Raw genomic sequence first — 24,144 nt, 5'->3', positions numbered from 1 at the left:
GGCCGGCCGTTGCCATAGGCCCAGCCAGCGCTGGGGCCAAACGGGTAATAGGTCGCGCCGCTCAGCAGTTTTTGACGCGCGCCGCCGGCGGGCGTGACGCCCACTTCCGTTGTTTGTCCCAGCGCATTGCGCACGTAGTCCACCACCGCGCCGTCCGGATAGGTCACCCGGCTGAGGCGATCGCCCTTGGTGTAGGCGTAGCGCAGCGCGAACGCCTTGCCGTTGGTGGTCTGCACCTTGCGTACCACGCGCCCGAACCGGTCATAGCAATATTGGGTCGTGCCGCTGCCGTCCTGCAGCCTGCTCAAGCGGCCCAGCGCGAAGGTTTCCCCAGCCGCGCACACGTTCTGGCTGGCATCGTAGGTGTAGGTGGCGATCAGCGCCTTGTCGGCATAGGTGGTCTTGGTCAGGCGCCCCAGCGCATCGTAGATGTAGTTGGTCTTGGTGCCGCGCGCATCGGTCTGCGTGACTGGGTCGCCGGCGCTGTTGTAGGTATAGCTGGTTACGCCCGTGTCGGGGCTGGTCAGCTTCAGCAGGTCGCCCAGGCCGTTGTATTGGTAGACCGTCGCCAGGCCCTTGGGATCGGTGACCTTGGCGATGCGGTCCAGCGCGTCGTAGTCGAACTGGGTCTTGGCGGCGATGCCGCCCACGTCTTGCGTGGTCTGCTTGACCCGGTTGAGCGGATCGTAGTCGGCCTGGGTCTTGTGCTTGAGCGCGTCGGTGACCAGTTGCACGTTGCCGTTGTCGTCGTAGCTGAAGTCGGTCGGATCGGCTTCGGCCGTGGCTTGCGTCGCCAACTGGCCAATTCGGTTGTAGATCCGCGACAGCGTGTGCGTGAGGTTGCCCGACGCGTCCTTGATGTCTTCCTTGGCCCGGTTGCCCGACGCATCCAGCGTGTAATGGATGGTGTTGCCGGCGCCATCGGTCACGTCGGTCAAGCGATGCGCAGCGTCGTAACTGTAGGTGACGAACGTGCCGTCGGGATCGATCACCTTTTTGACATTCCCTACCTCATCGTAGGCCACGACCGTCGTTTGGTCCTGGTCGGACGGCGTGCCATCCGCGTTCGCGCGCAGCGTGCTCGAGTCCGCCCAGCCGCGTGGCGTGTAGGTGATGTCCCGGATCAGGCCATTGGCGTCCTGGGTGCGCGTCGGGCGCCCGTTACGGTCGTAGGCCACATAGGTGGTGGCCCGGGCCAGCGCATCGATGACCTGATACAGATCCCCCGCGCGGTGGCAGGCGCCACCGACAGTGGCGCAGCCGGATTCGTCGGCGGTCAGGTAGTAGCGGTAGGTCGTGGTGTCCGCCACATCGGTGCGCGGGCCGTCCTGGCTCAGCGCCAAACCGATCTGTGGGCACTGTGTGCCGTCCACGCTATCGCAGTAGCTGGTCAGCCACTGGCGCACGCCGGTCGGTGTGTTGGCAGTGCTACAGCAGTTGTAGCTCATGGCGGCGGATACGGCCGGATCGACCTCGCAACGTGCTGTCTGCTGGCCGCGGGCGTTGTAGGCCCACACCGTCTTGGCGGTCGTGGCGCCGGACGCATCGAGCACCGTGCGGGTCAGTGGCACGCGCAGGCTGGTGTTCCAGGTGGTGTTCGTCGTGCGCTGCTGCGCAGTCCCCGACGCATCGATCTGCTGGGTCAACAGGCCACCGGCGGCATAGGTCGTCTTGGTGACCGTGCCCTTGAAGTCGGTCCTCGACGCCGGATATCCGTTGTCGTCGTAGGTCAGCGCCTTCCAGGGCTGATTGCATTGTTCACCGCACGGCACGCTGGCACCGGTCGGCTTGAGCGAGCCGTAGCCGGTGTCCGTGTAGGTCAGAAAGGTCCTGAATCCCAGCGGCGAGGTGACTGCGGCCGGTGTGGCCCAGTTGGAGGTGGAAGCCGAATACTCGACCGAGATGGCATCGACGTTGCCGGCGAAGCTCGACGCAATCGCATCGCCACTGCTGGCATAGCGCGTGGTCTCGAAGCGCACGCCCTTCTCGTCGATGACGCCGGTCAGTGCCGTCGGCTGGCTCTTGTTGGAGGTGAGCGAGGCCTCGTTGTAGACGTATTGGCGCGTCTTGCCGTCCGGATACTGCACGGAGGTCAGGTTGCCGATGTTGTCGTAGCCGTAGGTCAGCGTGCCGCCGTCAGGCAAGGTGACGGTGGCCAAGCGGTTGTTGCTGTCATAGGCGAAGCTCAGGGACCGGCCACCGGCATCGGTGACCCGCTGCAGCAGGTTCGGCGGCGGCTTGGTGCCAGCGACTGGCGGCAGGTCGCTGTAGTCCAGGGTTAGCACCGTCTGCCCCATGCGATCGAACACCGAGCGCAGCAGGCCGGCGGTGTCGTAGAGCTCGGTCTGCTGGGTCGCCGCGACCGCCAGGGAGTAGCCCAGCAACACGCCGGCGCTGTCGCGGCGCTCGGTCAAGGTATCGGCGATGTCCGGATCCGGCGCCCACGCGCCGTTGCTGGGACGAAACCGTTCCACCACACCGTCAGGCCGTTGGACATCGATAAAGCTGCCGCCATTGGCGACGCCCGACAGCATCAGATCCAGTCGACGCTCGAAGGAGTGGCGCCACTGCTTGCCCAGCGTCACCGCGGTCACGAAGGTCTTGCTGTTGTAGAAACGGCGCAGGGTCAGCCAGGTCGGCGAGTCGTAGTCGGTGTCCTGGCGGAACATGTTGCCGGTGGACGTGTTGATCGGGTCTCCTTCGAAGGCAGTTCCCCGATGCACCCCACCCTGCTTCAGCGCTGCGTTGCCGCTGCTGCCATGCGGGCCGGTGTTGTCGCCGGCCTGGCCGAGTCCGCCGGTGCACCCGGTGTTGCAACTGCCCGTGTTCTTGACCGGCTGGCCTTCGCCCACAATCTTGTCGTTGGCGTAGACATCGCCCCACCAATGGCCATTGGAATACACGCTCGCGGCCGCGAAGCCGTCGCTGTAGGACACGGTAAAGACGGGCGGTTTTTCGCAGCCATTGGATTGGCACACCCGCATGGCGCCATCGATGACGAACTGCACCGCCTCGTTCACGGTGGCAAACGATTGCGAACCATTGCTGGAATCCCCGACATACGGCGGCCCATACTGCCGCTTCGGGGTGACCGCCGCACTGGGGAAGGCCGCCAGCGCGCCGGTAAGCAGCAACAGGCAGGCACCGCCGAAACGGCGGGCGGCACGAACGTGGGGGTTCGGCATAGCTTCGTCCTTGAGCATCGATTGAGTTGTGGGGCCCGCAGCCGCAACGTGCGGCTCCTTGGCGGCGCCAATCTTACCGGTCCTTGTTGCAAATTCTGAGACAGACGTTGGCTTTTCGCCTGCGGGGTCCTCGCCTGAAGGACAGAGCCAAACAGTCCTTTACCGATCTGGTCGCAACACCTTGCAGCAGTGCGATCATGCCGCCGGAGCCGGCTCTTCTAGCCTGGCCGAAGGAGGTCGTCGCCATGGATGCCACCAAGCCATCTCTGACGTTCGCGCTGTTGGAGCAGAAGATCGAGGCGATGCCGGAAGGGCCAGTGTCTGCCTTGTCTTCGCCGCGCTGGGTGCGGGTGCTCAATGCGGTGGGATGGGCGGGAATCGTCATCGGCTTGCTGCCGTCGCTGCTATTGCTCTGGTTTGCACCGCAGCTATGGATGGTGACCCTGTCGCGGGTTGGGTTGGTCCTCACGTTGGCTTTTTTCCCCTATTTGCTACGTACGGTTTGGTTGGTCATTTACGAATTCGTCAATTCGCGTCAGCAGTTCGTCGAGCAGTTCGATCACGATGTGGCTCAACTGCGTCGGGTGTCGCAGTGGTTGCTTGCCTATCCGCGCGACGTGCTGGAGGACCAGTTGCGTTACGCCAAAATGGCGCAGGAACGTCTGGTCTCTAAACTTGGTCTGTTAGTTGGCGGCATGGACAAGCTGGGCTTGCTGCCGCTCTGCCTGTCGTTGTTCGTCGTCCTGCGCAATTGGCGCGATCTGCTGGCCTTGCCCGCGTGGCTTTCGATTCTGGCGCTATTCGCTGCCATCTTGTGGATGATCAGCTGGCTGGGTGCGCATTTCCGTCTACGTCTGCACCTTTACGAAAGCGTGCTCGCCGCTGCGCTCGCCAATGTTGGCGCTGCCAAGGCGGACGTGCCGACCGAGACGGCATTGCCTACCTCGCCGGCGGGGCACACCGCGCATCGCATCATCAGCCTCGACTCCCTCGAAGCCCTGTACGGCCAACCCGTCGAGCGCGCGCTACGCAAACAAATCGACCAGTTGAACGCCGACTACCAGGCGTTCGTGCACGCGTCGCCGTTCGTGGTGCTGGCCTCGGCCAGCGATGAAGGACTGGACTGCTCGCCGCGCGGCGACGCGCCGGGATTCGTGCAGGTGCTGGATGCGCGCACGCTGGCGCTGCCGGATCGGCCGGGCAACAACCGCGTCGATACGCTGCGCAATCTGCTGCAGGACCCGCGCCTGTCGCTGTTGTTCCTGATTCCCGGCATCGGCGAAACCTTGCGGGTGAACGGCCGCGCCGAGATCCGCGTCGATCCTGATCTGCTGGCGCGGTTCGCGGTCGGCGAGCGCTTGCCGCGCAGCGTGATCGTGGTACACATCGAGGCGGTGTACTTCCACTGCGCCAGGGCGATCGTGCGGTCGCAGCTGTGGGATCCGGCGCGGCACCTGCCGCGCGATCGCCTGCCCAGCCCTGGCACCATGCACGCGCATCTGGCCGATGGCGCATTCGACGCCGACGCCTACGACCGGGAATTGCCGCAGCGCACCCGCGACTCGTTGTACTAACGCGACCGGATCGGACGTGCGGGCGAGGCGTGCGCAGCGCCTCGCTGCGGGGAGCTGCATGCCGTCGGTATTCGACCACCGATGTTCCCGGTCACGCCGCCCTGTTACGGTGCGCCCCTGGTGGAAAGCGGCGGCGACGCCATTTCCTGGGCGCAGCGAACGGTAGGGGAGTGTGGATGCGGGGACGTGGGGAGCCGTCAGGCGGTTGGGGTGAGTTGCTGCTGGTCGTAGCGGTGGCGTTCGGGTTGCCGATCTATTGGAGTGCGCTGGCGGTGCTGGCGCCGGTGGGGGAGCCTTCGCTCTCAGACGCGAGCCTATGGGGCACGGTGTTCTACGAACTGCTGGTGTTGGCGTTGTTGCTGCCGACGCTGTGGTTTCGCGGCTGGACGCCGCAGGCGCTGGGGCTGCCGTGGCAGGCGCGCGACACCGGACTGGGCCTGGCACTTTTGGCCGCCTGCCTGGTGGCGACCTATCCGTTGCATCTGTTGAACGACAGCGTGGCGGCCGAGGTGAATCCGTCGATGGACGCGATGGTGGCTGGGCCGCTGTCGGTCGGCGTGGTCGTGCTGGTCTCGCTGCTCAATCCGATCTTCGAAGAGGTGTTCGTCTGCGCCTACGTGATCCGCGCGCTGGAGCGGCGGCACAGCCCGGTGTTCGCGGTGAACGTCAGTGTGGCGATCCGCGCGTCGTACCATCTGTACCAGGGGCCGGTCGGGACCATCGGCATCATAGTGGTGGGGCTGATCCTGGGCTGGTGGGGCGCGCGCACCGGGCGGCTGTGGCCGGCGATCGTGGCGCACGCCGGGCTGGATCTGCTGGGATTGATGGTCTACGCCTGATGTGCCGGACGTGTAGGGCAAGCTGACGCGCGCCAGCGGATCGCAGCGTCGGTAGCGCTCGACCGGGACCGACCATTGCACCCATTGAACTGCAGTCGGCCACGATGCTTGACCGACCGGCACCGCCGGTCATCCACCCGGTAGCTGAATTCGCGGCGGCGACCTCGCCGGTATGGTCGCCGCCGTAGACAGCTAGCTTCCTGAACACGCGGGTGCTTTCGCTGCTGTACATCACGCTTTACAGTCGAACGACAAGGACGTGTCGCCCGCTGGATAGCGCGGGGAACGTCCGGGGTTCCCCGTTGCTCGATCAGGTCGGTCACGGCTCGGCGCCGTGCGCGGCGCGAGCCGCGTGGGCCGCAACGCTTTCGGGGGAGAAGCGGAATGTCGTCGAGCGAGGGTGCGTCGGAATCTCATCCGTTGTTCGAGTTGTTGTCGGGCGAGATCAGCGACCGTGAGCTGCGCCGCTGCCTGCGCGTGGTGCGCCAGCACCTGGGCATGGACGTGGCGTTCCTGTCGCGCTTCCGCGCGACCGATCGCGTGCTCGACCACGTGGACGGTCCGCCCGGGTGCCCGATCCATGAAGGCCAGATCCTGCCGTTGGCCGATGGCTACTGCATGGGCGTGGTGCGAGGCGAGTTGCCGCAACTCATTCCGGATACTTCCCTGGTGCCGGCCGCGCAATGCATCCCGGCGACCTTCTCGATTCCGATCGGCGCGCACATGAGCGTGCCGATCCAGGTCGGTGGCCGGGTGTACGGCACGCTGTGCTGTTTCAGCTTCCTGCCCAGGCACGGCCTGGGCGAGCGCGACATCGGCATGTTGCGCGCATTCGCCGAGATTCTCGCCCTGCGCTTGCACGAAGTGGAGGCGCACAAGCTGGAGCGGCAGGCGATGATCGACGAGATCGACGGCGCCTTGGCGGCGGGCGCGCCGCGCATCGTGTTCCAGCCGTTGTTCGCGCTGGACGGCATGCGCCTGCATGGGTTCGAGTGCTTGTCGCGTTTCGACATCGCCCCGCAGCGCGGCCCCGACAAGTGGTTCCAGCAGGCCGAGCTGGCCGGCGTCGGCATGCGCCTGGAACTGCACGTGGTGGCCAAGACGCTGGCCTATCTGCGCCAGTTTCCCGCGACCTTCCGGCTCAATCTGAACCTGTCGCCGGAACTGCTGACGTCCGAAGCGCTGGCGGTGCTGCTGGGGGACGACATCGACGTCGCGCGCCTGACCCTGGAGATCACCGAGCACGCCATCGTGCGCAACTACCTGGAGCTGGCCGATGCGCTGTCGCCGCTGCGCGCGCGCGGCGCACGCCTGGCGGTGGACGACGCCGGGGCCGGCTACGCCAGCATGCGCCACATCCTGCGGCTGCAGCCGGACGTGATCAAACTCGACATGAGCATCACCCACTGCATCGACAGCGACCGCAAGTGCCGCGCGCTGGCCAAGGGACTGACCAACTTCGCGCACGAGATCGGCTCGCACGTGGTGGCCGAGGGCGTGGAGACGGCCGAGGAACTGGAGACTCTGCGCGCGCTCGACGTCGATTTCGTGCAGGGCTATTTCCTGTCGCGGCCGCTGCCCGAGCAGGAAGCGCTGGCCATGGCGCAGGCCGAAGGGGCGTGAGCGGGCGACACGTGCCGGCGCGTCACCGGCCTGCGGCGACCGTTCACCACGGCACCACGCGGCCCAGGTAATCCAGGTAGTGCAGGCCGCCGTGGCCGTGCGCAGCGTCGATGGTGTCGAGCAGGGGCGGGATGCTGTCGTCGATGGACAGGCGCGCGTCCGGCCCGCCCATGTCGGTCCGCACCCAGCCGGGCGCCATCAGCAACAAGGTGTGCGTGCTCTCGCGATGGCGCGCGGCGAAGCTGCGCATCAGCATGTTCAGCGCCGCCTTGCTGCTGCGGTAGATCTCGTACTGGCCGTTGTTGTTGTTGGCGATGCTGCCTTGCCCGGACGACATCACGCCGATGGTGCCGGTGTCGCGCACCAGGTCGCGCAAGGTCTCGATGGCGCGCATCGGACTCAACGCATTGGTGACCATGACCCGGACGAATTCGTCGGTGGCGACATCGGCGACGGTCTCGCGGTCGTCGTTCTTGACGCCGGCGTTGACGAACAGCAGGTCCAGGGTCTCGCCGTCCAGGCGCGCGCGCAGCGCGGCCAGTTGCGAGGGAACGGTGATGTCGACGCACTCGATGCGCAGCGCCTGCGGATGTGCGTTGGCCAGGCGGTGTAGCGCACTGGGCGTGCCGGTGCGCTCGGTGGCGATGACGCGCCAGCCGCGTCTCAGGTAGCCTTCAGCCATCGCCAGGCCCAGGCCGCGCGAGGCGCCGATCAGCAGGACGGTTTTGCGTGCAGGGGGGTGGATCATGGTGGGTCTCCTCGTGGCCGGCGCGGCCTCGGCACGCGAGGCCCACCGGCGGTCTGCGCACTCTAGGCGCGCGTGTCGCCCCGCGGAATGCGCGTCGGATGCATTGACGCCTTGCGTCGGACGCCTGTGTCCATTCGCCACTGTCGGGAAGCGCATATGCCGGAACCGGATCTGAATCTGTTGATCGCCCTCGACGCCTTGCTGGCGGAAGCCAGCGTCGCCGGCGCTGCGCGGCGGCTCGGGCTGAGCGCGTCGGCAATGAGCCGGACGCTGACCCGGCTGCGCGAGGCGACTGGCGATGCCTTGCTCGTGAGGGCGGGCGGCGCGATGGTGGCGACGCCGCATGCGCTTGAACTGCGCGCGCGTGCCCGCCACGCGGTGGAGGCCGCGCGCGCCGTGCTGCGCCCGGCGCCGGCCGAGCTGGATCCGGCGGGCCTGCAGCGCACCTTCATCGTGCGCGCCAACGATGCTTTCGTGGAGGCGTTCGCGGCCATGCTGGTCGCCGCGGTGGCGGCGTCGGCGCCGCAGGTCCGCCTGCAGTTCGTCGCCAAGGCGCAAAAGACCGCAGGACCGCTGCGCGAGGGGCTGGCCGATCTGGAGATCGGCGTGCTGGGCGCGCGATGGGGCCGGAGGTGCGCGTGCAGGGATTGTTTCGCGACCATTTCGTTGGCGCGGTGCGCGGCGGACATCCGCTCGCGGGCGACGCAGAGGTGAGCGCGCAGCGCTACGTGGCGTTCGGCCACGTCGTGGCCTCGCGGCGCGGGCGGGCGCAGGGGCCGGTGGACGACGCACTGCAGCAGCTGGGCCTGGTCCGCGATGTCGTGACCGTGGTGCCCAGTTTTTCCGCCGCGCTGGCGGTGGCACGCGACTCGGACCTGATCGCACTGGTGCCGGCCTCGTTCATGGCGGCGCAGCCCGACACGCTGCGCGCGCCGGCGCATACGTTCGCGCTGCCGGTGGTGACCGCGCCCATCACCGTGTCGATGCTGTGGCATCCGCGCCTGGAGCACGACGCCGCGCATCGCTGGCTGCGTGGACTGGTGCTGACCGAGTTCCGCACACGGATGCCGCTGCGCTGAGCTGGAAGGCGTCAAGCGCAGGAAGGGAAATACTTGGCCCGCGCGCGGAACGCGTCGCGCCCGCGCCCGTAGTCCCGCAGATGCGCGCGCTGCCGCGATGGCCGCGTCTGTCGCAACGCCCGCCAGACGTTTTCAGTCCACGCCGCCCTGTCCTGTGGCCAGGCGCGTGCCTGGTGCAACTGGCCAGGACGTGCACAGCGCGATACCGCCACGTCTTGGCCAGGGCGATGTCCCGGCGCGGCCGCCGTGCACAGGCTGTTGCGCTGGGGAGACCCCCTCGGCACTGGTTCGCCGCCGCGGCGATGGCGCACACTTGCCGGCTCTGATCGAAAGCAGGAACACGTGATGGTACGGCGATACGGATGGAGCGCGATGCTGGTGTGGCTGGTGGCGTTCGGCGCGGCGGCAGCCGGCCCCACGCCTGGCGAATACAGCACCAGGGAAGGCTGGGGCAGCATGCGGGTCACCGAGAAGGGCGGGGTGCGCCAGTTCGACCTGCTGTCGGTCGGCGCCAATGGCCACACGTGCACGCTGTCGGGCACGCTGCAGGGCGACAAGGCGGAGGTGAACGATGCCGGCGACGTGCCCTGCAAGCTCGCCTTCAAGCCGGTGCCGGGCGGGTTCGACGTGGCCGCCTTGACCCAGGAAAGCTGCCGCGACTACTGCGGCATGCGCGCCAGTTTCGAGGGCGACTACCTGCGCTTGCCGGCCGGCTGCACCGCCGCGGCCAGCAGCCGGCGGCGAGAGGCGTATCTGCAGGACTACCGCGGCAAGCGCTATGACAAGGCGCTGGCCGGCATGCTGGCGTTCCAGGGCGAGTGCGGCGGTTTCCTCAACTGGCTCGATCGCGACCGCTTCGCCAACGACCGTGCCATCACTCTGCTGCGCCTGGGTCGGCCGCAGGAGTGCCTGGCGGCGCTGGACGGCACCATGGCCGGCCGCAGCCACGACGAGGCCTCGTTCCAGGCGGAACTGGAAAAGCAGAGCACCATGCTGCCGCCCAGCGACTGGGACGCCTACCTGCCCATCGCCAAGTCCACCTGGTTCAACCGCAAGCTGTGCGAGGCGGCCAAGGACTGAGCAGGCGCCTGCGCCAGGCGCGCGGCAGGACGCGCTGCGAGGGTGCCGCCTGCGTGCGGCGCGTGCAGCAGGGCCGGTGCGAGAGGCGATGCGATGGCGCTGCTGTGCCTGCGATCGATGGCGGCGCACGCGTGCAACGGCCGCCGATGCGATCGCGCCCGCCCGCGATCCGTCGCTGGCGATAAGGCGTGTGGCGTCGCCGGTTGCCGTCGCCGCGGGCGCCTGCGCATACTTCCGGCGACCGATGGCGCGTTGGACGCCTTGGAGCAAGGATGATCGATCGACTGCGACGCCTGTTGTCCCGCACCCCGCCCCGCGGGGTCGACGCCGCCCCCGATACCCCTGGGTCGGAACCCGCGCCCGACGCGCAACCGGGCCGCGCACTGCAGCAGCTGTTGCTGCAGGTGCTGCAGCGCGAGGGCCATGCGGCGACCTTGCACGAGGATGGCGTCGTACTCGGCAATGGCCTGCACCTGCTCACCGAACTGGTGGACCTGGCCGAGTTGCGTAGCGGCGTGCGCACGGCCAGCTGCATCCGCGTGCATCACCGCAGCCTGTTCCCCGACGGGATCGTCGAGTTCCAGCATTCCATCGGCGAGGACACCGAGGCGAGTCTGGCCTCGGGCTTCACCACCTGGGCGCGTACCGATCTGGTGGCGCTGTCGGAGGCGGTGAGCGCTCCCGACGAGGCCCGCTGCATGACCTTGCAGATGGAATTTCCTGCCAAGGCCGAGGCGCAGGCCGCGGTGCGGCGCACGGTGGTGCTGGGGCCGGTGGTGCATATGAACGGCGACGCGGCCCGGGCCGCGGCGGGCGACGACACCGAACACGCGTTCTGCCCGTGCTGCCTGTTCACCAACAGTCTGGACGCCTTGATGCCGCTGCTGCAGCGGGATCAGCGCATGCTCGGGATCCGCCTGTTCGCCTCGCGCGATGCCGACGGCGAGGTCGCGGCCGATTGCCGGGTCAACGGCGAGGACTTTCCCGACGGCGTGGCCTGCCTGCGCCGCTACGCCGAGACCTGGCCGGCGCTGGGCGCCATGGAGTTCCGCAAGCAGTACGCGGTGGTGCGCCTGCCGGAGCCGGTGGTGCCGGATACCATGCACTGACGCGCCAGTGGGCGTTGCCCGGGCGCGCGCCCATTCTGGTCTAGGCCGCAGCGGCGTCCGCCGGCGCGGCAGGCAGTGCCGAGGCCACGATGCCATGCAACTGCGCGGCCAGCGCCTTGCGGTCGCTGCCCGGAGCCACCGCGATCGGAGCGTGGAAGGTCACCCTGATCGTCGCACCGGACAGGCGCAGGAAGTGCGCGACGTGCGCACCGGCCTGCATCCCGCCGTAGAAGGCGTAGGCATCGCGATCACCGCCCTGCGCCAGCGGCTGCCCGTCGACGCTGCGCACCTCCAGCGTGAACGGTTGCAGCGTCCATTGGCGTGCGCCGGGCTCGGCGCTGAGGAACAGCGAGAACAGGCTGGACTTGAACGGCGCCACCCGTTCGCCGGAGGAGGTGGTGCCTTCGGCGAACAGCACCACGTCGTGATCCGGACGCAGTTGCGCGGCCACGGCGGCGGCCACCGCGGCCGCATCCTGGCGGCGCCGGCTGATGAACACGGTCTGCGCCAGCGCGCCGATGTGGCGCATGCCCGGCCAGCGCTCCATGTCGTTCTTGGCGATGAAGCGTGCGCGCAGCAGGCTGCCCAGCACCACGATGTCGAAGTGGGAGACGTGGTTGCCGACGAACAGCGTCCCGCCCGTGTCGCGCGGCACGCCCACCACTTCGACGCGGAGGCCCAGGGCGCGGCGCAGGCAGCCGAACCACAGCCGCGGCAGCACGAACGCGCCGCGGCCGCGGGTGAGGCGCATCAACAGCCACTGCGGCGGGATCAGCAGCAGGCTGGCGACGACGCAGATGGCGACGCGGACGACGGTGCGCAGGCGGCCGAGGAAGGCGCCTGCGGCGGGGCGGGACGGGGCGGCGGCGGACATGGGCGAGGGTGGCTGAGGAGACGGTCGGCACGCGCGCTGGCGTGGCGCGGCGATGGTAGCCGAGGCCTGCGTCTTCGGCATCACACCGCCGCCTCGTCCATGGCGTGTCGCGTGAGCGCATCAGGCGTCATGCCGTTTCGCCTTCCCGATCCCGATGCCGTGCTTGGCTCACGTCGTGCCTTCGCAGGTGTTTCAGATCCATGCCGCACCGGGGAATTGCATCTTCCGCAGATCAGCCAGCGCCCGATGGGCGTGGCGGTGACGCTTGCGCATTGTGGCTGCGTCCGCCGCGGCGCCGTTCGCCGTGGGGGACATTCCGACCACTTCCAAGGAGCATGTCCATGCATCGTCCGATTTCCTATGCCCTGCTCGCCGCGCTGCTGGCGTCCACGCAGGCGCAGGCGCAAAAGGCGCCGCCCGCCTGCAGCGCACTGCCGACCTACGTGCGCGATGCCGCGCGCGACATGGCGTACTGCATCACCATGGCCAACCCGATCGCCGCCTGCGGTTCCACCCAGGTGGACGTGCAGGTGTTCGGCAATGCCGAAGGGCGCCTGCCGAAAGCCGGCAAGGGACAGACCTACTACGAAGGCAAGGCGCGGCGCGATCCGGGCGGCGCGGCCGGCACCTATCGCCTGGTGTTCCTGGTCACCGACGGCAAGGCCAAGTCGACGATCGCGCAGCGCTACTACTCGGCCGATCACTACACCACGTTCTGCGCGGTGCAGTGAGGGGGTTCGGCTGGCGCCAGCCGCCATGGTCGGCGCCAGCCGATGCGATGCGCCAGCGCGGTGCGTGAGCATCAGGAGCGTCGCGTCAGTAGGCGGCGGTTGTGGTGCTTCCGCCCCCCAACCGATGGCCCGACACCGAGGGGCGCGATGCTGTCGTTCGTGGCGGCTGGAAAGGGGCTCCAAACAGCACGGCGAGGCGCACGCGTAGGAGCGGCTTCAGCCGCGACGAGGCGTTACCGGGTCAGCCGGTCGCGGCTGAAGCCGCTCCTACAAAAACAACGTGTGTCGCGCCGAGGCGCAGCAAGGGCGAACGGCGATGCGACGCGGCGCCCGGCATAGGCCGCGATGGCGATTGCAGCGTCAGTGCGTGCTATCGGCCTGTGCGCAATCCGCGGTTTGCGAGGTGGCAAACGACGTGAGGGTCCACACGCCCGCAGGAGGTGTCTCAACGCTGTAGACCCACGATTGGCGCACGCCGCCAGCGCAACTGGAAATGGCGATGCTGTCGCCGGGCGTGCCCTGCTCGGGCAGCGGCAGCGCTTCGGGCGCCTGGGTGGGGACGCGATGCAGCGCCCGCGCGTAGCTCAGGACCAGCGGACCGAGCCGCTCCAGGTTCTGCGCTTGGGCAGTGCCGTCGTGCGACGGCTGATGCTGCGCCAGCCAGTCACGCACCTGCCGCCACTCGGGTGTGCCTGCGGCGTAGGTGTTGGTGCTGGACACGCGCAGGCTGTCCGGCGTATTCGGCGCGGCGTAGGCCGCCAGCGACGGCAAGGCAAGCAGCAGTGGGATCACGAGCCATCGCGCATGCCGGGGGTGCATCTGTCCGTTTTCGACCACAACATCGCTGCGCCTGTGCATCCGTCCGCTCCCTGCTGGTTGCCGATGGCGCGACGATAGCACCATCGGCGGCCACGTCCGCCGGCGTGCCGCCGCCAAGCCGCCCGCCGTGCCCGCGCTCAGCGTTTGCCGGGGCGATCGACCAGCGATGCCTGCAAGGCGGTGGCCAATGCGGCGTCGCCGCTGACCAGGGCGCTCCAGCGCAGTTCCAGGCCCTTGCGTCGGCCCTTCTCGGTCAGCTTCAGGCCGTCCGGGTCCACGGTCAGGGTGTAGTGCACGCCGTCGATTTCCAGTTCGCGGCGCAAGGGTTTGTCGAGCGGGGTCATGCGGCTGCTCCCGTTTTCACGATGCGACGAGGGTAGCGGCGCCAAGGTGATGGCAGGTTCTGCAGGCGCGCCGGATGAAGACGCTCAAGATCGCCACCTACAACGTCAACGGCATCCGCAGCCGCTTGCCGCAGCTGCTGCAGTGGCTGCAGCGCGAAGCGCCGGACATCGTCGGGCTGCAGGAGCTCAAGAGCGTGGATGCGGGCTTCCCGCTGGCCGAGTTGCATGCCGCCGGCTACGGCGCGGTGTGGATGGGACAGTCGAGCTGGAATGGTGTGGCGTTGCTGGCCAAGGGTTGCGATCCGGTCGAGAGCCGGCGCGGCCTGCCTGGCGACCCGCGCGACACCCAGAGCCGCTACATCGAGGCGATGGCGCACGGTGTGCTGGTCGGCTGCCTGTACCTGCCCAATGGCAACCCGCGCCCGGGGCCGAAGTTCGACTACAAGCTGGACTGGTTCGCGCGCCTGCAGCGGCATGCGCAGCAGCTGGTGGCGCTGCCGCATCCGGTGGCGCTGATCGGCGACTTCAACGTGGTGCCCACCGATACGGACATCTACAACCCGGCCTCGTGGCGGCGCGATGCGCTGCTGCAGCCGGAAAGCCGCCAGGCCTATGCCGAGCTGCTGGCGCAGGGCTGGACCGACAGCCTGCGCCAGGTGCACGGCGAGCGCCGCGTGTACACGTTCTGGGATTATTTCCGCCAGCACTGGCAGCGCGATGCCGGGCTGCGCATCGACCACCTGCTGCTGAATCCGCCGCTGGCCGCGCGCCTGCGCGATGCCGGCGTGGACCGCTGGGTGCGCGACCTGCCGCATGCCAGCGACCATGCGCCGACCTGGGTCGCCGTTGGCGCATCGCCGGCCCGCGGTGCCGGCGCGGCGTCGGCCAAGCCGAAGCGTGGTGACCGGAGCGCTGGAGGCAAGCCCAAGGGCAGCAAGGCGAAGAAGACCCCACGCACCGCCGCGTCTGGCGCGACGGCGTTGGCGGAGAAGGCCGCAACGCGGACCAAGCGCAAGACGACGGCCAGCGACGCGGCGACATCGTCGACGCCAAAGCAGGCAACAAAGACGACACGCGCAACAAAGGCGACGAAAGCGACAGCGCCGAAAGCGCAGACGTCAAAAGTGCGCAGGCCGCGTGCTGCGACCGAGGCGCCGCCGAAGCCCGCGCGCGGCACCAAGCGCCGCAAACCACTCCTTCTCCCACCGGGAGAAGGTGGCGCGTAGCGCCGGATGAGGGGGCGGCGAAGCGGGGAGGGTGCCGATCCCCTGGCTACCGCCGCGCGGCATGGCCGACGCGGCGTATGTCTTCCCTTACTTGAGCATCTCGGTAAAGGCGCGATCGGCCTCGATCACGTCGGGCAGCGCGGCGAACAGGGCGTCCAGGTCCACGTCGTCCATCAGCGGGCCGGTCACCGCCTGCCGTGCCTGATCGTTGGCGCCGCCGTGGCGTTCCAGCGCGTCGGCGACCAAGGCGGCCTGGGCGACGACCTTCGGCATCGGCTCGCCTTCCGGCGCCTGCAGCGGCCGCGCCTGGAAGGCGATGGCGGTCTGGATCACCTGCGGCAGGTGCCAGCGCCGCGCCAGCTCGGCGCCCACTTCCGGGTAGCCGAAGCCCAGTTGCACGGTCTCGTCGGCGGCACGGCCGCTGGACGAGGCGTCCGGATGCAGTTGCGCGGCGTAGTCGGGCGCGCCGGTCTGGATCAGCAGTTCGCCGATGTTGTGCATCATCCCGCAGGTGAACGCGGTCTCCGCGTCCAGGCCCTTCTGCCGCGCCAGCAGCCGGCACACGCCGGCCACTTCGAAGCTGTGCAGCCAGAACGCGCGCAGGTCGAAATGCGCCGGTGCATGGAAGGCGCCGGTCACCGAGGAGGCCAGCACCAGGGTGCGCAAGGTGTTGAAGCCCAGGCGCAGCGCCGCGTCTTCCACCGTGGTGGAATCGCGCGCGCCGCGGAAGCGCGCCGAATTGGCCAGCCGCAGCACCTTGGCCGCGATCACCGGGTCCCGCTCGATGTTGCGCGCCACCGCGTCCAGGCTGGTGCCCGGCGCATCGAACTGCAGGATCAGGTCCTGCGCCACCTGGGGAATGGTCGGCAGGGTGTGCAACTGGTCGAACAGCGCCTCTAGCTTCATGGGGACCCTCGGAACGGAACGGGAGGCGGGCAGGGCCGGCAGCCGGCCGCGCCGCCACGGTGGCGGACTGCGCGCATCCTACCGATTCGCGATGGCCGGCGTGTGGAAAACCGGCCTCGCGGCGACGGCCGCGCCCTGGTGCCGCGATGCGTGCGGCTCAGCCGGCGCCGCGCACGCGCAGGGTCAGGCCCTTGAGGAAGTTGCGCAGCAACTGGTCGCCGCACAGGCGGAAATTCTTGTGCTCCGGCTGCCGGAACAGCGCCGACAGCTCCGGCTTGGACACCGGGAAACCGGCCGCGTCGAAGATCTGGTGCATGTCCACGTCCTTGAGCTGGAACGCCACGCGCAGCTTCTTCAGCACCACGTTGTTGGTGACACGCGCTTCCACCGGGCGCGGCGGCAGGCTGTCGTCGCGGCCGCGGTAGTGGAACACCAGCCCGTCCAGCACGTGTGCGAGCACCGCGTCGCTGCATTCGACGAAGCCGTCTTCGTCCTCCTTCTTCAGCCACGCCGGGATCTGCGCCTTGTCGATCGGGAACGCGGGATCGGCAAGATGCGCCAAATCGACGATCTTCTGGTCGCTCAGGTCGAGCATGTAGCGGATGGAGCGCAGGATGTCGTTGTTGAGCATGGCAGGGGCGGGAGTGCCGGGCGGCCGGGCGGGGGGCGCTAGTCTAGGCGCTGGCTCGCATCGGCGCGTAGACCGCGCAGGCCCAGCCCATGGCTGCGGTTCACCGAGGGTGTGTATGCGGCGCGGTTGCATCCGCCGGCGCATCCGCCATCATCGGCGCATGGACCATTCGATTCCCAAGCCGAGCGCGGTGTCCTCGCTGAATCCGCGCCAGGAGCAGTTGGTGGCGCTGGTACGCCAGCAGGGCTATGCCGAGGTGGAAGGGCTGGCGGCGCGTTTCGAGGTCACGCCGCAGACCATCCGCCGCGACCTGACCCTGCTGTGCGAGGCCGGCGTGCTGCGCCGCTACCATGGCGGGGTGAGCCTGCCCTCGAGCGTGGAGAACCTGGCCTATGCGGCGCGCAAGTCGCTGCAGGCGCAGGAGAAGCGGCGCATCGCCACGCTGCTGGCGCAGCACATCCCCGACGACGCCTCGCTGTTCATCAACATCGGCACCACCAACGAGGACGTGGCGCGCGCGCTGATGGGCCACAGCGGCCTGCGCGTGATCACCAACAACCTCAACGTCGCGGTGATGATGAGCGCCAATCCCAGCTTCGAGGTGATGGTGGCCGGCGGGCGCGTGCGCGGCCGCGACCAGGGCGTCACCGGCGAGGCCACCATCGAGCTGATCCGCCAGTTCAAGGTGGATTTCGGCGTGATCGGCATTTCCGGCATCGACCCCGACGGCACCCTGCTGGATTTCGACTTCCACGAGGTGCGGGTGGCGCAGGCGATCATCGAGCACTCGCGGCAGGTGTTCCTGGCCGCCGACCACAGCAAGCTCGGCCGCAACGCGATGGTGCGGCTGGGGCCGATCGGGCGGGTGCACGCCTGGTTCACCGACCGCGCGCCGCCGGACGAGCTGGCCGCGGTGCTGGACGCGGCCGGCACCCGGGTGTTCGTCGCCGACGGGACTGCCGCCGATGCGGCCGCGCCGCTGGACACGCCTGTGGACTGAGCCGTTCCGGCCTGGATCCGCACCGGGTACAGGCTAGCGCCTGTGTTCGGATTGTTTCGTTAATGTTGCGTGACGTGGCGCGTTTGGCGCGCCGCGCCGGCGCCGTTCGGGCGTTCGGCTGTCTGAGGCGTAAGTCACATAGCACTCACGCCGTATTTCTACGGCACCGTCGACGCCACGCTGCACTGCAGCGTGATATGTTCGGAAATGTTCGTTTACGATCTTTTCGTCCTCAGTGCTGTGGCTGGTGCCTCCGCCGGCCCGGACACGACATTTCCGGAGTCGGCTATGCGTGAGACCTACGATGTGCTGGTGGTCGGTGGCGGCATCAACGGCGTGGGCATCGCCCGCGACGCGGTGGGCCGCGGCCTGTCGGTGTGCCTGTGCGAGCGCGACGACCTGGCCGCGCATACCTCCAGCGCCAGCACCAAGCTGATCCACGGCGGCCTGCGCTATCTGGAGCAGTACGAGTTTGCCCTGGTCGGCAAGGCCCTGGCCGAGCGCGAGGTGCTGCTGCGGCTGGCCCCGCACATCATCTGGCCGCTGCGCTTCCTGCTGCCGCACCAGCCGCACCTGCGCCCGGCGTGGATGATCCGCACCGGCCTGTTCCTGTACGACCACCTGGGCCGCGGCCGCCGCACCCTGCCGGGCTCGCGGCGTCTGGCGCTGCGCACGCACCCGGTGGGCGCGCCGCTGCGCGAGGAGTTCCGCACCGGCTTCGTCTACTCCGACGCCTGGGTGCAGGACGCGCGGCTGGTGGTGCTCAACGCGATGGACGCCGCGCAGCGCGGCGCGCGCATCCTCACCCGCACCCGCTGCGTCGGCGCGCGCCGCGTGGATGGCCTGTGGCAGGTGCAACTGCAGCACGCCGACGGCCGCCGCGAGGAACTGCGCGCGCGGTCGCTGGTCAATGCCGCCGGGCCGTGGGCGGTGCAGTTCCTGGACGAGGTGGCGCATGTCGGTCACGACCACGCGCTGCGGCTGGTCAAGGGCAGCCACATCGTGGTGCCGCGGCTGTTCGAGCACGATCACGCCTACATCTTCCAGCAGCCGGACCGGCGCATCGTCTTCGCCATTCCCTACGAGCAGGACTACACCCTGATCGGCACCACCGACGTCGACTACCGTGCCGATCCGGCCGCGCCGCGCATCGACGGCGAGGAGACGCGCTATCTGTGCGAGGCGGCCAACCGCTATTTCCGCAAGCAGATCGTTCCCGAAGACGTGGTGTGGAGCTACAGCGGCGTGCGCCCGCTGCTCGACGACGAGGAGGACAACGCCGCCGAGGTCACCCGCGACTATCTGCTGGAACTGGATGCACGCGACGGCGCGGCCCTGCTCAATGTGTTCGGCGGCAAGCTGACCACCTACCGCAAGCTGGCCGAAGAGGCGGTGGACCGGCTGACCGCACACGCCGGACGCAAGGCACCGGCCTGGACGGCGCATGGCGCGCCGCTGCCCGGCGGCGAACGCAACGACATCGCCGCGTTGGCGCGCGAACTGCGCGCGGCACGGCCGTGGCTGGCCGAGGCCACCGCGCAGCGGCTGGCGCGCAACTACGGTACCCGCGCGAACACGCTGCTGGGCGAGGCGAGCTCGCTGCAGGACCTGGGCCAGCATTTCGGCGCCGACCTGTACCAGGCCGAGGTCGACTACCTGCGCCAGCACGAGTGGGTGGTGGAGGCCGACGACCTGCTGTGGCGTCGCAGCAAGCTCGGCCTGCGCGTGGACGCCGCCGGCCGCGAGCGCCTGGTCGCCTACCTGCAACAGGCGCCGGCCACCCTGGCCGTGGCACCGGCATGATCAAAACGCTGCCGCCGGCCCGGTTCGGGCCGCGGCGGCGCGTGCACAATCGCGCTGCGCCCGGCCCCCGCCGCGGCGCAGGAACCTGGACGCAACCGTGGAGGGTGGCAGGCATGGGTGGATCGACAGCGGCAACGACGGCAGGCCGGGAGGCATGGGCATGAGCCGGCAACTGGTGGGTGAACTGATTTCCGAGGCGATCGCGATGCTGATCATCATCGCCTTCGGCTGCTCGGTGGCGTGCATGTACGTGCTCTACGACCCCAGCCCCTACCAGCACGCCTACTGGGGCGTGTGCATCGCCTGGGGCCTGGCGGTGACCATCGCCATCTACGTCACCGGCTCGGTGTCCGGCACCCACGCCAATCCGGCGGTGACCCTGGCGCTGGCGTTGTACCGCGGCTTTCCCTGGCCCAAGGTGCTGCCGTACTGGGTGGCCCAGGTGATCGGCGCGTTCGTTGGCGCGTGGATCGTGTACCTGCTGTTCGCGCCGGTGATCGACCACTACAACCAGGCGCAGCATCTCACCCGTGCCGGCGGCGGCGCGGCCGGGGTGTTCTTCACCGCGCCGGGCCTGGCGATCACGCCGATGCACGCGCTGCGCGACCAGGTGATCCTGACCGCGTTCCTGATCTTCGGCATCTTCGCCATCACCGAGCGCTACAACGAGGCCGCGCCCACCGCCAATTCCGGTGCGCTGATCATCGGCCTGCTGGTGGCCACCATCGGCGCGTCGATGGGCTATCTGGAAGCCTGGGCGATCAATCCGGCGCGCGACTTCGGCCCGCGCCTGTTCGCCTACGTCGCCGGCTGGGGTTCCTCGGCGTTGCCGTCGGCCGACAACTACTGGTGGATCCCGATCGTCGGCCCGCTGATCGGCGGCGTGATCGGCGGTGCCGCCTACCAGTGGCTGATCTATCCGTTCCTGCCGGCACGGGTGAAGGCGCTGGAAGAGGAACAGGCCGCCGCGCGCAGCGGCTAGCGCCCGCCGGACGTTCGTTTCCGCGCGCTTTGCGCGCATCTCCCCATTCCCCGTTGGCGCCGCGCCCGTGCGCGCGGCGTGCAATCCCGCAGGAGTCTCCGATGGAAAAGCAGTTCATCCTGGCCATCGACCAGGGCACCACCAGTTCGCGCGCGATCCTGTTCGACCGCCAGGGCCGCATCGTCGGCATGGCCCAGCGCGAGTTCTCGCAGATCTTCCCGCAGCCGGGCTGGGTCGAGCACAACCCGCGCGAGATCATGACCAGCGTCTACACCACGATCACCGAACTGCTCAACAACCACCAGGTGGACGCCAGCGCGATCGCCGGCATCGGCATCACCAACCAGCGCGAGACCGCGGTGGTGTGGGACCGCGCCACCGGCCAGCCGATCTACAACGCCATCGTCTGGCAGTCGCGGCAGACCAAGGACATCTGCGACCAGCTCAAGGCCGACGGCCACGAGGACCTGGTGAGGGCCAAGACGGGCCTGCTGATCGATGCGTATTTCTCCGGCACCAAGGTCAAGTGGATCCTCGACCACGTCGAGGGTGCGCGCGAACGTGCGCAGCGCGGCGAACTGGCCTTCGGCACCATCGACAGCTGGCTGATCTGGAACCTCACCGGCGGCAAGGTCCACGTCACCGACTACACCAATGCCTCGCGCACGCTGCTCTACAACATCCATGAACTGCGCTGGGACGAGGATCTGCTGCAGCTGCTCGACATCCCCGCCTCGATGCTGCCGGAGGTGCGCTCGTCCAGCGAGATCTACGGCAACACCCAGGGCCAGTATTTCTATGGCCATGCCGTGCCCATCGCCGGCATCGCCGGCGACCAGCAGGCGGCGCTGTTCGGGCAGGCCTGCTTTGAGCCGGGCATGGCCAAGAACACCTACGGCACCGGCTGTTTCATGCTGATGAACACCGGCGAGAAGGCGGTGGCCTCGAAGAACGGCCTGCTCACCACCATCGCCTGGGGCGTGGACGGCAAGGTCGAGTACGCGCTGGAAGGTGCGATCTTCGTCGCCGGCTCGGTGGTGCAGTGGTTGCGCGACGGCCTGCGCATGCTCGGCAAGGCCAGCGACTCGCAGGCCTACGCCGAGCGCGCCGGCGACAACGACGGCGTGTACTTCGTGCCGGCCTTCGTCGGCCTGGGCGCGCCGTACTGGCGCAGCGACATCCGCGGCGCGGTGTTCGGCCTGACCCGCGGTACGACCAAGGAACATTTCATCCGCGCCGCGATCGAGTCGATGGCCTACCAGACGCGCGACGTGCTGACCGCGATGCAGGTCGATTCGGGCATCGAACTGAAGGAGCTGCGCGCCGACGGCGGCGCCATCGCCAACGACTTCATGGCGCAGTTCCAGAGCGACATCCTGGACGTGCCGGTGCTGCGCCCGGAAGTGGCCGAGACCACCGCACTGGGCGCGGCCTACCTGGCCGGGCTGGCCACCGGGTTCTGGAAGAACCGTGCCGAGATCGCCCAGCAGTGGGCGGTGGACCGCCGCTTCGAGCCGGACATGCCGGCCGAGCGCCGCGAAGCGCTGTATGCCGGTTGGCAGCAGGCGGTGGAGGCGACGATGGGCTTTCGGATTCGCTGAGGTGAACAAAACACGTAGGAGCGGTTTCAACCGCGACCGGGCTTTCCCGGGAAAGCCTGGTCGCGGCTGAAGCCGCTCCTACGACGGTGGATGCTCTCTGCTCGGCGATGGTTCAGACGTATTGCGTCGGCCCGCGCGGACCCGGCACCGGGGCGTCGACGCCGCCGACCGGGTCCTGGATCGGCGGGATGGTGGGGTCGGTCGGCTGGTCGGGGATCGGGTCGATCGGCCGGTCCGGGGTCGGGTCCATGCCCGGGTTCGGCACCTGGCCCGGCACCTCGTTCGGTGGCTGCTGCGGATCCTGGCCGGGATTGGGGGATTGCATGTGCATGGGCGTCTCCGTGCGATGAGCGGTCAGCGTGCGCGCTGCGCCGACGCGTGCGGGTGAAGCGCACGGCAACGGCGGATGAAAGGCGGGCCAATCCGCGCGCCTGGCTGCCGCGATCGGCACGCGTGCCGCTGGCGTGGATGCCAGCGCTCCGGCATGCTGCCGCCACATGGGCCGCTACGACCTGGTCATCTTCGATTTCGACGGCACCCTGGCCGATTCCTTCCCCTGGTTCCTGGCGACCATCAACGGCGTCGCCGACGAGTTCGGCTTCCGCCGTTTCGACGTCGAACGGCTGGAGGAGATCCGCAGCCTGAGCGCGCGCGAGCTGATGGCGCGCAGCGGTCTGCGCTGGTGGCGGGTGCCGGCGGTGGCGCAGCGCATGCGCATGTTGATGAGCGCGCAGATCGCGCGTATCGCCTTGTTCGACGGTGTCGCCGAGCTGCTCATGCAGCTGGCGCAGGCCGGGGTGCAGCTGGCCCTGGTCACGTCCAACAGCCACGCCAACGTCGAGCGCGTGCTCGGCCCCGCGTTGCTCGCGCAGTTTCGCGACGTGCGCTGTGGCGCGGCGGTGCTGGGCAAGCGCCGCAAGCTGCGCGCCAGCCTGCGCGCCTGCGGCGTTCCCGCCGCGCGGACGCTGTGCGTGGGCGACGAGATCCGCGATGCCGAGGCCGCGCGCCAGGCCGGCATCGCGTTTGCCGGCGTGGCCTGGGGCTATACCTTGCCGGCGGCCTTGCAGCCGCACACGCCGCTGCCGTTGCTGCAGCGGCCGGACGCGCTGCGGGCGCTGGTGCTGGGTACCGGTGCCTGCACGCAGTCGCGTCCGGCGCAGGCAGGCGCGCGCGGCGCCTGCGCGGTCGTGGGCGGTGACGCATGACGTGGCTGCCCTATGCGATCAGTGCGGTGATTGCGATCGTCTTCTTGGGCAGCGCCGCCCTGTCGATCGGTGCGCTGTATCGCATGGGGCGCAGCCAGGTGACGGACCTGCTGGAGGCTTCGTTTCGTAAGCAGGCGTTTCCGGGCGAGCACGGGCCGTTGCGTGGCAGCGACCTGACCGTGGTCAAGCGATCCAAGCAGACCATCGAGGGTAGCTACAGCCATGTGTATTCGATCACGCCGGGCGCCGCGCTGCAGACCGCCGATGCGTTCTGGTACTGCGTCGGGCCGGGACCGAGCTGGTTCCTGGCCATTCCGGTGGTGACGTCCGGCTTCGGCAAGGCGCAGGTGCATTGGATCGTGCGGCCGATGACCGAGGGGCGCATGCGCGTGGCGCTGCAGTTCGACCGCAAGGCGACCCGCCTGGCCTTCGGCACGCGGCCGGCTGCGCACTGAGCCTGTCGGCGCAAGCAGAGTGGTCGGAGGCGCACGGGGCGAAGGGACCTGTCGATCGCGTCCTTGCGCCATCCCACTGTCCTCGGCGTGCCAGGGGCATGCGCCGCCATCGACGCTGCGGAACCCAGCGGCGCATCGAGTGCCATCTGGCGGAGGTCGGCCCCGCCATGCGCCGGCTGGCTCGGCCGGACGCCGAGCGGAATTGCTGCGCTGCAGGTTGATTGTTCACTTGTGATTGCTATATTCATATGCGAACAGTCGCCGCGCCATCGCCATTCCGGGCGTGCATGCTGCGGCCTTCCTTCATCGCGCCCGACCCTGGGCAGAGGC

At 68.8% G+C, this 24,144-nt stretch carries 23 protein-coding genes; 15 read left to right on the top strand and 8 right to left on the bottom strand.

What is annotated here, in order from left to right; all coding sequences use genetic code 11:
- Nucleotides 1-3,185 (bottom strand): DUF6531 domain-containing protein (locus M3U25_RS18880; protein WP_355503290.1); only part of this gene is annotated, 3,185 nt, incomplete at its 3' end.
- A gap of 245 nt (nucleotides 3,186-3,430) precedes the next feature.
- On the opposite strand from M3U25_RS18880, the gene M3U25_RS18875 reads away from it, so the two are divergent.
- The 3 genes from M3U25_RS18875 (at nucleotide 3,431) to M3U25_RS18865 (ending at nucleotide 7,221) form a co-directional block, all read left to right on the top strand.
- Nucleotides 3,431-4,759, top strand: a complete 1,329-nt coding sequence (locus tag M3U25_RS18875; protein ID WP_355503292.1) for a pyridoxamine 5'-phosphate oxidase family protein — start codon at nucleotides 3,431-3,433, stop codon at nucleotides 4,757-4,759.
- 215 nt (nucleotides 4,760-4,974) lie between these two features.
- On the top strand, nucleotides 4,975-5,598 hold the full coding sequence (locus M3U25_RS18870) for a CPBP family intramembrane glutamic endopeptidase (RefSeq protein WP_355503295.1): 624 nt from the start codon (nucleotides 4,975-4,977) through the stop codon (nucleotides 5,596-5,598).
- Between the two features lie 420 nt (nucleotides 5,599-6,018).
- On the top strand, nucleotides 6,019-7,221 hold the full coding sequence (locus M3U25_RS18865) for an EAL domain-containing protein (RefSeq protein WP_242161215.1): 1,203 nt from the start codon (nucleotides 6,019-6,021) through the stop codon (nucleotides 7,219-7,221).
- A 43-nt stretch (nucleotides 7,222-7,264) separates the two neighbouring features.
- Here M3U25_RS18865 and M3U25_RS18860 read toward each other — a convergent pair whose 3' ends face one another.
- On the bottom strand, nucleotides 7,265-7,969 hold the full coding sequence (locus M3U25_RS18860; protein WP_355503298.1) for an SDR family NAD(P)-dependent oxidoreductase: 705 nt from the start codon (nucleotides 7,967-7,969) through the stop codon (nucleotides 7,265-7,267).
- A 156-nt stretch (nucleotides 7,970-8,125) separates the two neighbouring features.
- Here M3U25_RS18860 and M3U25_RS18855 point away from each other — a divergent pair, with 156 nt between their 5' ends.
- From M3U25_RS18855 to M3U25_RS18840, 4 genes are all read left to right on the top strand, one after another.
- Nucleotides 8,126-8,683 carry a LysR family transcriptional regulator gene (locus M3U25_RS18855; RefSeq protein WP_355503300.1) on the top strand — a complete coding sequence of 186 codons (558 nt, stop codon included), beginning with the start codon at nucleotides 8,126-8,128 and terminating at the stop codon, nucleotides 8,681-8,683.
- Nucleotides 8,590-9,048: a LysR substrate-binding domain-containing protein gene (locus M3U25_RS18850; protein WP_355503302.1), complete on the top strand. Its 459-nt coding sequence runs from the start codon at nucleotides 8,590-8,592 to the stop codon at nucleotides 9,046-9,048. The genes M3U25_RS18855 and M3U25_RS18850 overlap by 94 nt, the downstream gene beginning before the upstream one ends.
- 345 nt (nucleotides 9,049-9,393) lie before the next feature.
- The gene (locus M3U25_RS18845; RefSeq protein WP_355503304.1) at nucleotides 9,394-10,128 is read left to right on the top strand and encodes a hypothetical protein; all 735 of its coding nucleotides are present in this window, start codon (nucleotides 9,394-9,396) and stop codon (nucleotides 10,126-10,128) included.
- Between the two features lie 272 nt (nucleotides 10,129-10,400).
- Nucleotides 10,401-11,237, top strand: coding sequence for a DUF6348 family protein (locus M3U25_RS18840; RefSeq protein ID WP_355503306.1), 837 nt, complete (start codon nucleotides 10,401-10,403; stop codon nucleotides 11,235-11,237).
- Between the two features lie 40 nt (nucleotides 11,238-11,277).
- Here M3U25_RS18840 and M3U25_RS18835 read toward each other — a convergent pair whose 3' ends face one another.
- Nucleotides 11,278-12,111, bottom strand: a complete 834-nt coding sequence (locus M3U25_RS18835; protein ID WP_355503308.1) for a lysophospholipid acyltransferase family protein — start codon at nucleotides 12,109-12,111, stop codon at nucleotides 11,278-11,280.
- A 341-nt stretch (nucleotides 12,112-12,452) separates the two neighbouring features.
- Between M3U25_RS18835 and M3U25_RS18830 the strand changes: the two genes are divergently transcribed.
- Complete coding sequence (locus M3U25_RS18830; RefSeq protein WP_242084809.1) at nucleotides 12,453-12,842, top strand: ribonuclease domain-containing protein; 390 nt, start codon at nucleotides 12,453-12,455, stop codon at nucleotides 12,840-12,842.
- Nucleotides 12,843-13,202: 360 nt separating this feature from the next.
- On the opposite strand, the gene M3U25_RS18825 is transcribed toward M3U25_RS18830, so the two are convergent.
- Nucleotides 13,203-13,700, bottom strand: a complete 498-nt coding sequence (locus M3U25_RS18825) for a hypothetical protein (RefSeq protein WP_355503310.1) — start codon at nucleotides 13,698-13,700, stop codon at nucleotides 13,203-13,205.
- A 98-nt stretch (nucleotides 13,701-13,798) separates the two neighbouring features.
- Nucleotides 13,799-14,005 carry a hypothetical protein gene (locus tag M3U25_RS18820; RefSeq protein ID WP_242161223.1) on the bottom strand — a complete coding sequence of 69 codons (207 nt, stop codon included), beginning with the start codon at nucleotides 14,003-14,005 and terminating at the stop codon, nucleotides 13,799-13,801.
- A gap of 74 nt (nucleotides 14,006-14,079) precedes the next feature.
- On the opposite strand from M3U25_RS18820, the gene M3U25_RS18815 reads away from it, so the two are divergent.
- On the top strand, nucleotides 14,080-15,231 hold the full coding sequence (locus M3U25_RS18815; protein ID WP_355503312.1) for an exodeoxyribonuclease III: 1,152 nt from the start codon (nucleotides 14,080-14,082) through the stop codon (nucleotides 15,229-15,231).
- Between the two features lie 87 nt (nucleotides 15,232-15,318).
- Here the strand turns inward: M3U25_RS18815 and M3U25_RS18810 are convergent, their stop codons facing one another.
- Complete coding sequence (locus M3U25_RS18810) at nucleotides 15,319-16,137, bottom strand: HDOD domain-containing protein (protein ID WP_355503314.1); 819 nt, start codon at nucleotides 16,135-16,137, stop codon at nucleotides 15,319-15,321.
- Nucleotides 16,138-16,294: 157 nt separating this feature from the next.
- Complete coding sequence (locus M3U25_RS18805; RefSeq protein ID WP_019798843.1) at nucleotides 16,295-16,768, bottom strand: DUF1456 family protein; 474 nt, start codon at nucleotides 16,766-16,768, stop codon at nucleotides 16,295-16,297.
- Nucleotides 16,769-16,928: 160 nt separating this feature from the next.
- Between M3U25_RS18805 and M3U25_RS18800 the strand changes: the two genes are divergently transcribed.
- The 4 genes from M3U25_RS18800 (at nucleotide 16,929) to glpK (ending at nucleotide 22,154) form a co-directional block, all read left to right on the top strand.
- A complete protein-coding gene (locus M3U25_RS18800; protein WP_355503317.1) occupies nucleotides 16,929-17,768 on the top strand; it encodes a DeoR family transcriptional regulator in 840 nt (279 codons plus the stop codon).
- Nucleotides 17,769-18,056: 288 nt separating this feature from the next.
- Nucleotides 18,057-19,571: a glycerol-3-phosphate dehydrogenase gene (gene glpD / locus M3U25_RS18795; RefSeq protein WP_355503319.1), complete on the top strand. Its 1,515-nt coding sequence runs from the start codon at nucleotides 18,057-18,059 to the stop codon at nucleotides 19,569-19,571.
- A gap of 160 nt (nucleotides 19,572-19,731) precedes the next feature.
- Nucleotides 19,732-20,553: an MIP/aquaporin family protein gene (locus M3U25_RS18790; RefSeq protein ID WP_355503321.1), complete on the top strand. Its 822-nt coding sequence runs from the start codon at nucleotides 19,732-19,734 to the stop codon at nucleotides 20,551-20,553.
- Nucleotides 20,554-20,654: 101 nt separating this feature from the next.
- Nucleotides 20,655-22,154 carry a glycerol kinase GlpK gene (glpK, locus tag M3U25_RS18785; protein WP_355503323.1) on the top strand — a complete coding sequence of 500 codons (1,500 nt, stop codon included), beginning with the start codon at nucleotides 20,655-20,657 and terminating at the stop codon, nucleotides 22,152-22,154.
- A gap of 112 nt (nucleotides 22,155-22,266) precedes the next feature.
- Here glpK and M3U25_RS18780 read toward each other — a convergent pair whose 3' ends face one another.
- Entirely contained in the window at nucleotides 22,267-22,485 is a 219-nt protein-coding gene (locus tag M3U25_RS18780) for a hypothetical protein (RefSeq protein ID WP_355503325.1), read from the bottom strand.
- 166 nt (nucleotides 22,486-22,651) lie between these two features.
- On the opposite strand from M3U25_RS18780, the gene M3U25_RS18775 reads away from it, so the two are divergent.
- Together M3U25_RS18775 and M3U25_RS18770 are read left to right on the top strand one after the other, a co-directional pair.
- Nucleotides 22,652-23,359 carry an HAD-IA family hydrolase gene (locus M3U25_RS18775; protein WP_355503327.1) on the top strand — a complete coding sequence of 236 codons (708 nt, stop codon included), beginning with the start codon at nucleotides 22,652-22,654 and terminating at the stop codon, nucleotides 23,357-23,359.
- Nucleotides 23,356-23,814 carry a hypothetical protein gene (locus tag M3U25_RS18770; protein WP_355503328.1) on the top strand — a complete coding sequence of 153 codons (459 nt, stop codon included), beginning with the start codon at nucleotides 23,356-23,358 and terminating at the stop codon, nucleotides 23,812-23,814. Before M3U25_RS18775 ends, M3U25_RS18770 begins: the two co-directional genes overlap by 4 nt.
- Nucleotides 23,815-24,144: the final 330 nt, after the last annotated feature.

The organism is Xanthomonas sp. PPL134, assembly GCF_040595915.1.
In the GTDB taxonomy this organism is placed as follows: domain Bacteria; phylum Pseudomonadota; class Gammaproteobacteria; order Xanthomonadales; family Xanthomonadaceae; genus Xanthomonas_A; species Xanthomonas_A indica.
This window is presented reverse-complemented; position numbering and strand designations above follow the sequence as displayed.

Excerpts from the sequence above, each read along its gene's own strand:
- M3U25_RS18835 (WP_355503308.1), bottom strand. The coding sequence starts at position 12,111 with ATGTCCGCCGCCGCCCCGTCCCGCCCCGCCGCAGGCGCCTTCCTCGGC.
- M3U25_RS18800 (WP_355503317.1), top strand. The coding sequence starts at position 16,929 with ATGGACCATTCGATTCCCAAGCCGAGCGCGGTGTCCTCGCTGAATCCG.
- M3U25_RS18770 (WP_355503328.1), top strand. The coding sequence starts at position 23,356 with ATGACGTGGCTGCCCTATGCGATCAGTGCGGTGATTGCGATCGTCTTC.
- M3U25_RS18825 (WP_355503310.1), bottom strand. The coding sequence starts at position 13,700 with ATGCACAGGCGCAGCGATGTTGTGGTCGAAAACGGACAGATGCACCCC.
- glpD (WP_355503319.1), top strand. The coding sequence starts at position 18,057 with ATGCGTGAGACCTACGATGTGCTGGTGGTCGGTGGCGGCATCAACGGC.
- M3U25_RS18840 (WP_355503306.1), top strand. The coding sequence starts at position 10,401 with ATGATCGATCGACTGCGACGCCTGTTGTCCCGCACCCCGCCCCGCGGG.
- M3U25_RS18855 (WP_355503300.1), top strand. The coding sequence starts at position 8,126 with ATGCCGGAACCGGATCTGAATCTGTTGATCGCCCTCGACGCCTTGCTG.
- M3U25_RS18810 (WP_355503314.1), bottom strand. The coding sequence starts at position 16,137 with ATGAAGCTAGAGGCGCTGTTCGACCAGTTGCACACCCTGCCGACCATT.
- M3U25_RS18860 (WP_355503298.1), bottom strand. The coding sequence starts at position 7,969 with ATGATCCACCCCCCTGCACGCAAAACCGTCCTGCTGATCGGCGCCTCG.
- glpK (WP_355503323.1), top strand. The coding sequence starts at position 20,655 with ATGGAAAAGCAGTTCATCCTGGCCATCGACCAGGGCACCACCAGTTCG.
- M3U25_RS18820 (WP_242161223.1), bottom strand. The coding sequence starts at position 14,005 with ATGACCCCGCTCGACAAACCCTTGCGCCGCGAACTGGAAATCGACGGC.
- M3U25_RS18790 (WP_355503321.1), top strand. The coding sequence starts at position 19,732 with ATGAGCCGGCAACTGGTGGGTGAACTGATTTCCGAGGCGATCGCGATG.
- M3U25_RS18780 (WP_355503325.1), bottom strand. The coding sequence starts at position 22,485 with ATGCACATGCAATCCCCCAATCCCGGCCAGGATCCGCAGCAGCCACCG.
- M3U25_RS18775 (WP_355503327.1), top strand. The coding sequence starts at position 22,652 with ATGGGCCGCTACGACCTGGTCATCTTCGATTTCGACGGCACCCTGGCC.
- M3U25_RS18815 (WP_355503312.1), top strand. The coding sequence starts at position 14,080 with ATGAAGACGCTCAAGATCGCCACCTACAACGTCAACGGCATCCGCAGC.
- M3U25_RS18850 (WP_355503302.1), top strand. The coding sequence starts at position 8,590 with ATGGGGCCGGAGGTGCGCGTGCAGGGATTGTTTCGCGACCATTTCGTT.
- M3U25_RS18805 (WP_019798843.1), bottom strand. The coding sequence starts at position 16,768 with ATGCTCAACAACGACATCCTGCGCTCCATCCGCTACATGCTCGACCTG.
- M3U25_RS18845 (WP_355503304.1), top strand. The coding sequence starts at position 9,394 with ATGGTACGGCGATACGGATGGAGCGCGATGCTGGTGTGGCTGGTGGCG.
- M3U25_RS18875 (WP_355503292.1), top strand. The coding sequence starts at position 3,431 with ATGGATGCCACCAAGCCATCTCTGACGTTCGCGCTGTTGGAGCAGAAG.
- M3U25_RS18830 (WP_242084809.1), top strand. The coding sequence starts at position 12,453 with ATGCATCGTCCGATTTCCTATGCCCTGCTCGCCGCGCTGCTGGCGTCC.